This window comes from Pelosinus baikalensis, assembly GCF_020819555.1.
GTDB classification, from domain to species: domain Bacteria; phylum Bacillota; class Negativicutes; order DSM-13327; family DSM-13327; genus Pelosinus; species Pelosinus baikalensis.
Map to the genome: position 1 here is coordinate 1 of NZ_JAJHJB010000086.1, position 6,961 is coordinate 6,961.

Sequence of the window (6,961 nt, forward strand, 5' to 3'; positions counted from 1 at the left end):
CAGCTTTTCCATTGTATCCTCCTCACTCTCCTGCTCTTTGTAATGCGGTTATTACTCGGGCCTTTATTGTACAATCTAATGCGCCTCTGTCAGTAGCATTCACCTGTACATCATCAATTCCATGGCTAACAAGTGTCGTAGTTATAAGATTGTTGATATGCTTTCCATATTGCTGCATTGTAGGACTTACTAGTTCCACTTGTATTCCGCTTCCTGCATCCCCAGGGATCAACCGAACAAGAATATCCGATGATTCTACCGTTCCAGCTTGAGCTGCTTTAAGTAATTTACTCATAAATACCCCCCATTTCTTTTTAATATAGTCAAATTGTAGATTCTAAGAAAATGATTAGGCTTAAGCCTAACTCTATCTTCGTTTACTATTACGGGCACGACTTTACCTTATAAACTAAAGAAACTAACATTAATCGATTCTTTTTAGATCGATCTATTAAAGCAATAGAAATAGCTCTTTTTATCCGTTCCCCTTTGTACTACTCATCTGGGAAATTACTATTTTCAAATTTCCAGATTAATTACTTTATTCTTATTATTTAAATTTTACATCAATTACATTATCTATTCAATCGATAAATAAGATTCGATTTATATTAAGAAACTATTAATATAATCCTCTAGAAAGCTAACTTATATCATGATTTATTATTTTGATGTCGCACCCTTTCATTGGTAAGATCTTCACAGCGTCCAGCTTTCAAAACATGACTTTCTGCTTGATGATCAACCATTTGCTGGGCTGTACGTGCTGTGGCTATTGCTTTTAGCGAATCGACACCCGTATCGATCCCCATCTCATGAAGCATATGAACAACATCTTCTGTCGCAATATTCCCCGATGCTCCAGGAATATATGGACAGCCACCCAGCCCGCCAAAAGCACCATCAAAAGTGGTAATACCTGCTTGAATGCCAGCCAAGATATTGGACAAGGCCATATCGCGAGTATTATGGAAGTGCAATACCCATTTGATCTGTGGAAAAGTCTCTACCATATACTTCCCAATCTCATATACTTGCCTGGGATTGCCCATGCCAGTGGCATCTGACAAGGACAATACAGTAATCCCTAGTTTCAGATACTCTCGCACTATTTTTTCGATTTGTTGCACTGGTATTTTACCTTCAAATGCACATCCCCAGGCAGAAGATAATGCCCCTGACACCTTTATATTATGTTTGGCGGCATACTCAACACATGGAATAAATCCTTCCATCATTTCCAGAGGAGTTTGATTGAAATTGTTGATACAATGAGACTCACTAACAGATACAGTCAACTTTGCTTTGGTTAAGCCAGCTGCATGGGCACGTTCCAAACCCTTTAAATTTGGCACCAAAGCCCGATATTCTACTCCATCAACTCTTTTCATCCGCTGTACGACTTTTTCCGTATCGGCCATCTGAGGAATTGCCTTAGGATGCACGAAAGATCCTACTTCAATAACTTTGATGCCAGATGCAACTACCATATCGAGAAGTTCAAGCTTTTCTTCTACACTCAATATTATTTTTTCATTTTGCAGTCCGTCCCGCAGCCCCACCTCGCAGATTGTCACTTTATCTGGCCATATCATATTTGATTGATTCATATGAATCATCCCCTCTCCTAATTTACCATATTTAAATTTAGTCTTCGTCTAACACGATCCGTTCAACCTTAGTAAGAACCAAAGTATACGCCAATATCCCCATTATAGACACGCAAGATACATATACAAGTGCCATATTGAAACCGCCTGTGCCTTGTACAATAAAACCAACAACCATAGGAGATGTAGCACTGCCAATATTGGCAATAAAGTTGAGCAATCCGCCAGAAAGTCCAAGAAGATCTTTCGGCGCTATATCGGATAAAAGTGCGCCTGTAACGGTAGAAGCCATTGCTTGACCGAAAAATGCAATAGCCATACAGATAATAACACCATTAATGGAATCCATATAATTAGCCCCTAGAATAACGGTTGCAAGTAAGAATCCGGTAATAATTGGAACTTTGCGTGAAACTGTTTTTGAATACCCTTTGTCAGTCATCCAATCAGACCATTTTCCACCAAGCAAGGCACCACAAATAGCTACCAAGAAAGGAATCATGGCATAGTAGCCACCTTTTAAAATCGTAAGTCCCTTGCCGTTAATCAAATACGTTGGAAACCAAGTCATGAAGAAGAACAAAGTAGTCATAATAGAAAAATGACCAATAAACATTCCAACTAATTTACGCTGACGAAACAATTTGCCGACTGTTTTCCAAGAAACAACATTTCCTTTAGCAACACCACTGTTAACCAATGCGCCGCCCTCTTTGATATAATCCATCTCAGCTTTATTAATAATGTGACAGTCTTTTGGATCTCGATAGTTTAAATGCCAAATAATCGCAACCACTAAACCAAGTGCACCAGTAATAAAAAAGATCATTTTCCACCCATAAGTGACAAGTATCCAAGCAAGAACAGGTGTTAAAAATCCTAGTGCAACATATTGCATAGAAGTATACATACCAACGGCCAAGGCTCTTTCGCGATCTGGAAACCATGCAGCAACACAACGAACATTGGTTGGGATGGTTGGTGCCTCAAAAATGCCAACCATAGTACGAGCACCGAGTAAAGCTGCTAAGGTGTTTGTAAAACCGATAGCAACGGTAGCAACAGACCAGCCAACAATTCCGATTGTAAACATGAGTCGTGGACCAATCTTGTCCAAAAGGGCACCAGCAAAGGGAATACAAAAAGCATAAGACCAGGCAAAAGCAGAAAATAGAATACCCATTGTAGCAGGATCAAGCCCTAATTCTTTCTGCATAACTGGAGCGGCTACAGCAAGGTTACCTCTATCAAGATAATTTATAACCATTATCATCATGATGAGTGACAGCATGAACCAACGTACTTTCGTAGGTCTTACAGCTGTTAAAGTCGCAGATTTTAAATTGTTTTGCATGACAAACTCCCCTTTATCAATATTAGGATATATTAAAATATAAATTTCCGGCACTCAAATTCATTCCTAGTCCATGCCTCTAATCACGTATTCGATTCCACTTCCTTATATAGAATATTATAACATTCTTGGATACCTCTTCGTGAATTTCTCACCTTGCCATTCGTTCATTTGAGAGAGAAAAGCTCTATTTGAAAGGAAAGCTGAGCAAACCTATCCATTAGTACTTACTATGATTATGTATACTATATTTTCATACTCTTGGCACGGTGTCGTCACTTATGCCACTCACTTTGAATACCCATTGGCTCAGGAGAGAACAAACGGTGATCCATTTCTTTTAAATCCTCAGCAATTTTAGGTCTAAAACCCATTTGCTCTATAATATCTTTTTCTAAATCCATACCAGGCGCAATTTCACACAGTTCAAGACCTTCCGGTGTGAGACGGAAGACAGCTCGTTCCGTAATATAAAGCACCTCTTGACCGCGACGCAGAGCATCTTTACCGTTAAAAGTAATTTCAGGCACTTGTGAAATAATTGCCTGAGAATTCCCCTCTTGATGAATTTTCACTTTGCCATCTTCAATTGCTATTTTTAAACCACCTACTGTTAATGTACCGCCAAAAATAACCTTATCGCTGTTTTGACAGATATCAACAAATCCTCCCGTCCCCGCTATTTTTCCTTTCAATCGGTGTACATTAACATTTCCTGCTTGGTCAGCCTCAGTAAAATTTAAAAAGCATATATCCAGTCCGCCACCATCATAGAAGTCAAACTGAGATGGCATATCTAACATGGCCCGCATCTTAGGGTTGGCCTCAAATAAGATTCCTTGGGCACAAATGCCGCCAATTGAGCCAATTTCCACTGTTAGAGCAAAGTCTTCGTTAACTTCTTCTTCTCGTGCCACTATATCAATGTCATCAGAAATACCTACACTTACGTTGCCAGGAGCCACTTCAAGAAGAGCACGACGAGCAATGACCTTACGCTCATTAAGAGGAAGGGGTATACCTGCTCTTGTTTCTAACATAAAATCTCCAGAGATAAAACGATTCATTGAACCAGAACACATTTGGGCTTGTTCTGGAACAACGACTACAGCGTCAACCAGATACCCAGGAATTTTTACTGACTTAGAATGCTGGGTACGTTCTTTCACTATCCGTTGTACCTGGACAATGACACTTCCTCCATTGTTATAGGCAGCTTGGGCCATCGCCAATGTATCCAAATAAACAATCTCATCGTCCATACTGATATATCCTTCAGTATCAGCTGCTGTACCTCGGATAATGGCTACATCAGGGCGAATTGCTGGATAAAATAGCCATTCTTGTCCATTCACTTCCATGAGTTGGATCAGATCTTCTTTGGTGCGTTCATTAAGCTTTCCGCCCCTTTGCCGAGGATCAATAAAAGTACCCAATCCTACATGGGTAAGAATTCCTGGGTGCCCAGCTGCGGCTGAACGAAGTAATTGACACATGACCCCTTGAGGAAAATTATAGGCTTCAATCTCATTTCTTTCCGCCATTTCCGCTAAACGTGATGATTGTCCCCAATGACCAGCGATAACCTTACGGCATAACCCTGCTTGAGCGAGAAGAACCATTCCTCGACCATCACGATCACCAAGACTAGTAGAATGTAAGAAAGTTAAATTCCGTGGCTGCTGCGACTTTTGAAATCGTTGGGCTAGTGCCTCAATAACCACTGTTGCCTCTGTCAAACCACTACCTGCACCACAGAATGCAACCGTCGCACCATCAGGGATCAATTTAACGGCTTCCTCAGCACTGAGAATCGATACCAAATTTCCTTTTCGTAAAGGTTTTACCATACTATCACTCCTGACAATTATTTGGTATATTTGTATTACCTTCTTCATCTAAAACGTTTGCGAAAATTAAGTTTTCCGAACTGAAATCCAGCGCTATAAAAACAGCCCCAGTTAAAAGTAAGAATATTGCCTTTTAATATTTCCCACGCTGCCTCCATATAACAAAGCCAACTATAATTAAAAAGATACCCGTATATATAAATATGAATTTAATACCGATCCACCCACTAACTACTCCACCGATTAGCGGACCAAACATCGAACCTAACTGATTGGCACTCATGGTAAGACCAAAAGCGCGACCTCGAAAACCTTCATTGGTATTAGCCACCACAATTGCATTTACAGCAACATAAATGCCAGCAATAAAAAAACCGAAGATAAATTGCAATAAGGCGAAACTCCAGATATCTCCCACAAAAAATTGTAAACTATTGAATAGGCCCGCTCCAAGAAATCCACTAATCAGAACCTGAGAGAACCCTGCCTTTTGTCCGCCCTTCCCCCATAGAGGTGCAGCAATGGCGCCAGCAATACCTGCTAGACTAAAGATGATGCCTGATATTAAAACTGTACCTTCCAATTGCCCCTGAAGTTCAGCTACATACAAGGTGATCAGCGGTTGAAGTACCATAACAGCAATTTGGGCAATAAATAAGAGTACTAGCATCTCTAACAAAATAAGATTATTAAATGCAGTCTTTAAATCATCGATTACTCCACTCGCTTGTGGCACTTCATTACGAGCGGGCTCAGTTACGAACAAGCTGACAACTAATGTACCAATGAACATTATGCAAGCTGCTACTATAAACGACATGCGTATTCCAAATAAGTGAGACAAAGTACCACCAAATAACGGTCCTATAATGCTCCCTACAAGAGTTGCTGTCTGCATAATTCCCAGGCTAAAGCCTATTTTCTCTTTGGGTGCAGTAGAAGCAACAATTGACAATGCTGCAGGAACGAAACCAGTAGCAAATCCTTGAAGTATCCTAACCATAAACAATTCTATCGGGTTCCTAACAAGAGATCCTAGAAAATAGGCTGCTGCCAGACTAAAACCTGCGCGAATGAGCATTCGGCGCTTCCCTGACTTATCAGCCTTCCGTCCCCAATAGGGTGACATAAGGGCGCTAATAAAAAAAGTGACTGAGAACACTATAGCTGACCATAAATTGATAGCTGTACCGGTTACCCCTAGATCCAAAAGATATAAGGGTAAAAATGGTATAAGCATAGTGTAGCTTGCGCTGGAGATAATACAGCCGCTCCATAAGCACCAGAGATTTCTTTGCCAATTCAATTTGACACCCCTATCACAGTCAACATAGGGAGCCTTCTAAGGCTCCCTTTTATTGAATATTTTAAAAGAACGTGTACCACATTGTCTTTACTTTTCAAACTCTGAATTGTAAAACTCGCCAAACAGCTCTTGGTCAGAAGGTCTATCCTCTGGAATCGGCCTTGATACCCACGTTGTATTCATATAGTGCTTGAGACAAACATTCTCAGAAACAATATTGCCTCCCCAAGTTCCGCATCCCATACTCGACGTCATCGGCATACCATTATTAAATGCTCCGGCATTGGCCTTCGACTGAGGCTGGCGAACCATAATCCGACTTACAGGGGCCTCTAATGCAAGACGGTGAATATGGTCATCATTGAAGGAATAAATTCCAACCGAATGTCCTTTGCCTCCTACTGCATAAATGGCATGCATCATATGGATTGCATTCTCAAAACCAGTTTTGTATTTATGAATCGTAAGCAGTGTTGTCAGTTTTTCACCAGAGAACGGATATTCCTTACCGATACCGTCACCTATAATGATAATGAATTTCCGATCGGCTGGAATACTAAATCCGGCAATTTCAGCTAATTGTTGAGGAGCGATGGCTACTGTACTGGCTAAACGATGCCCTTCTTCATCCCACATAACCTCACGAAGTTTATTCTTTTGTTCCTCATTCGCAAGATACCCGCCTTCCATGACAAGCCGATCCAAAAGCTTGTCGAAAATCCTTTCTTCAACGATCAGATTACCGTCGGCAGAGCATCCTGATCCAAAGTCGGATGTCTTGCTGATCATTGTATTATGAGCCGCTTCTGCAAGATCAGCCGTCTCATCAATCACCATGGTC

At 40.7% G+C, this 6,961-nt stretch carries 6 protein-coding genes; all 6 read right to left on the reverse strand.

Annotation, left to right across the window (positions count from 1 at the left end; genetic code table 11):
- Positions 1-22 precede the first annotated feature (22 nt).
- Complete coding sequence (gene citD / locus LMF89_RS24890) at positions 23-295, reverse strand: citrate lyase acyl carrier protein (protein ID WP_229537503.1); 273 nt, start codon at positions 293-295, stop codon at positions 23-25.
- A 358-nt stretch (positions 296-653) separates the two neighbouring features.
- Complete coding sequence (locus LMF89_RS24895) at positions 654-1,610, reverse strand: hydroxymethylglutaryl-CoA lyase (protein WP_229537504.1); 957 nt, start codon at positions 1,608-1,610, stop codon at positions 654-656.
- Positions 1,611-1,647: 37 nt separating this feature from the next.
- A complete protein-coding gene (locus tag LMF89_RS24900) occupies positions 1,648-2,964 on the reverse strand; it encodes an MFS transporter (protein ID WP_229537505.1) in 1,317 nt (438 codons plus the stop codon).
- Positions 2,965-3,239: 275 nt separating this feature from the next.
- Positions 3,240-4,814, reverse strand: coding sequence for an acyl CoA:acetate/3-ketoacid CoA transferase (locus LMF89_RS24905; protein ID WP_229537506.1), 1,575 nt, complete (start codon positions 4,812-4,814; stop codon positions 3,240-3,242).
- Positions 4,815-4,947: 133 nt separating this feature from the next.
- Positions 4,948-6,120, reverse strand: a complete 1,173-nt coding sequence (locus tag LMF89_RS24910) for an MFS transporter (RefSeq protein ID WP_229537507.1) — start codon at positions 6,118-6,120, stop codon at positions 4,948-4,950.
- Positions 6,121-6,207: 87 nt separating this feature from the next.
- A partial coding sequence (locus LMF89_RS24915; protein ID WP_500797132.1) for an aldehyde dehydrogenase family protein occupies positions 6,208-6,961 on the reverse strand: 754 nt, incomplete at its 5' end.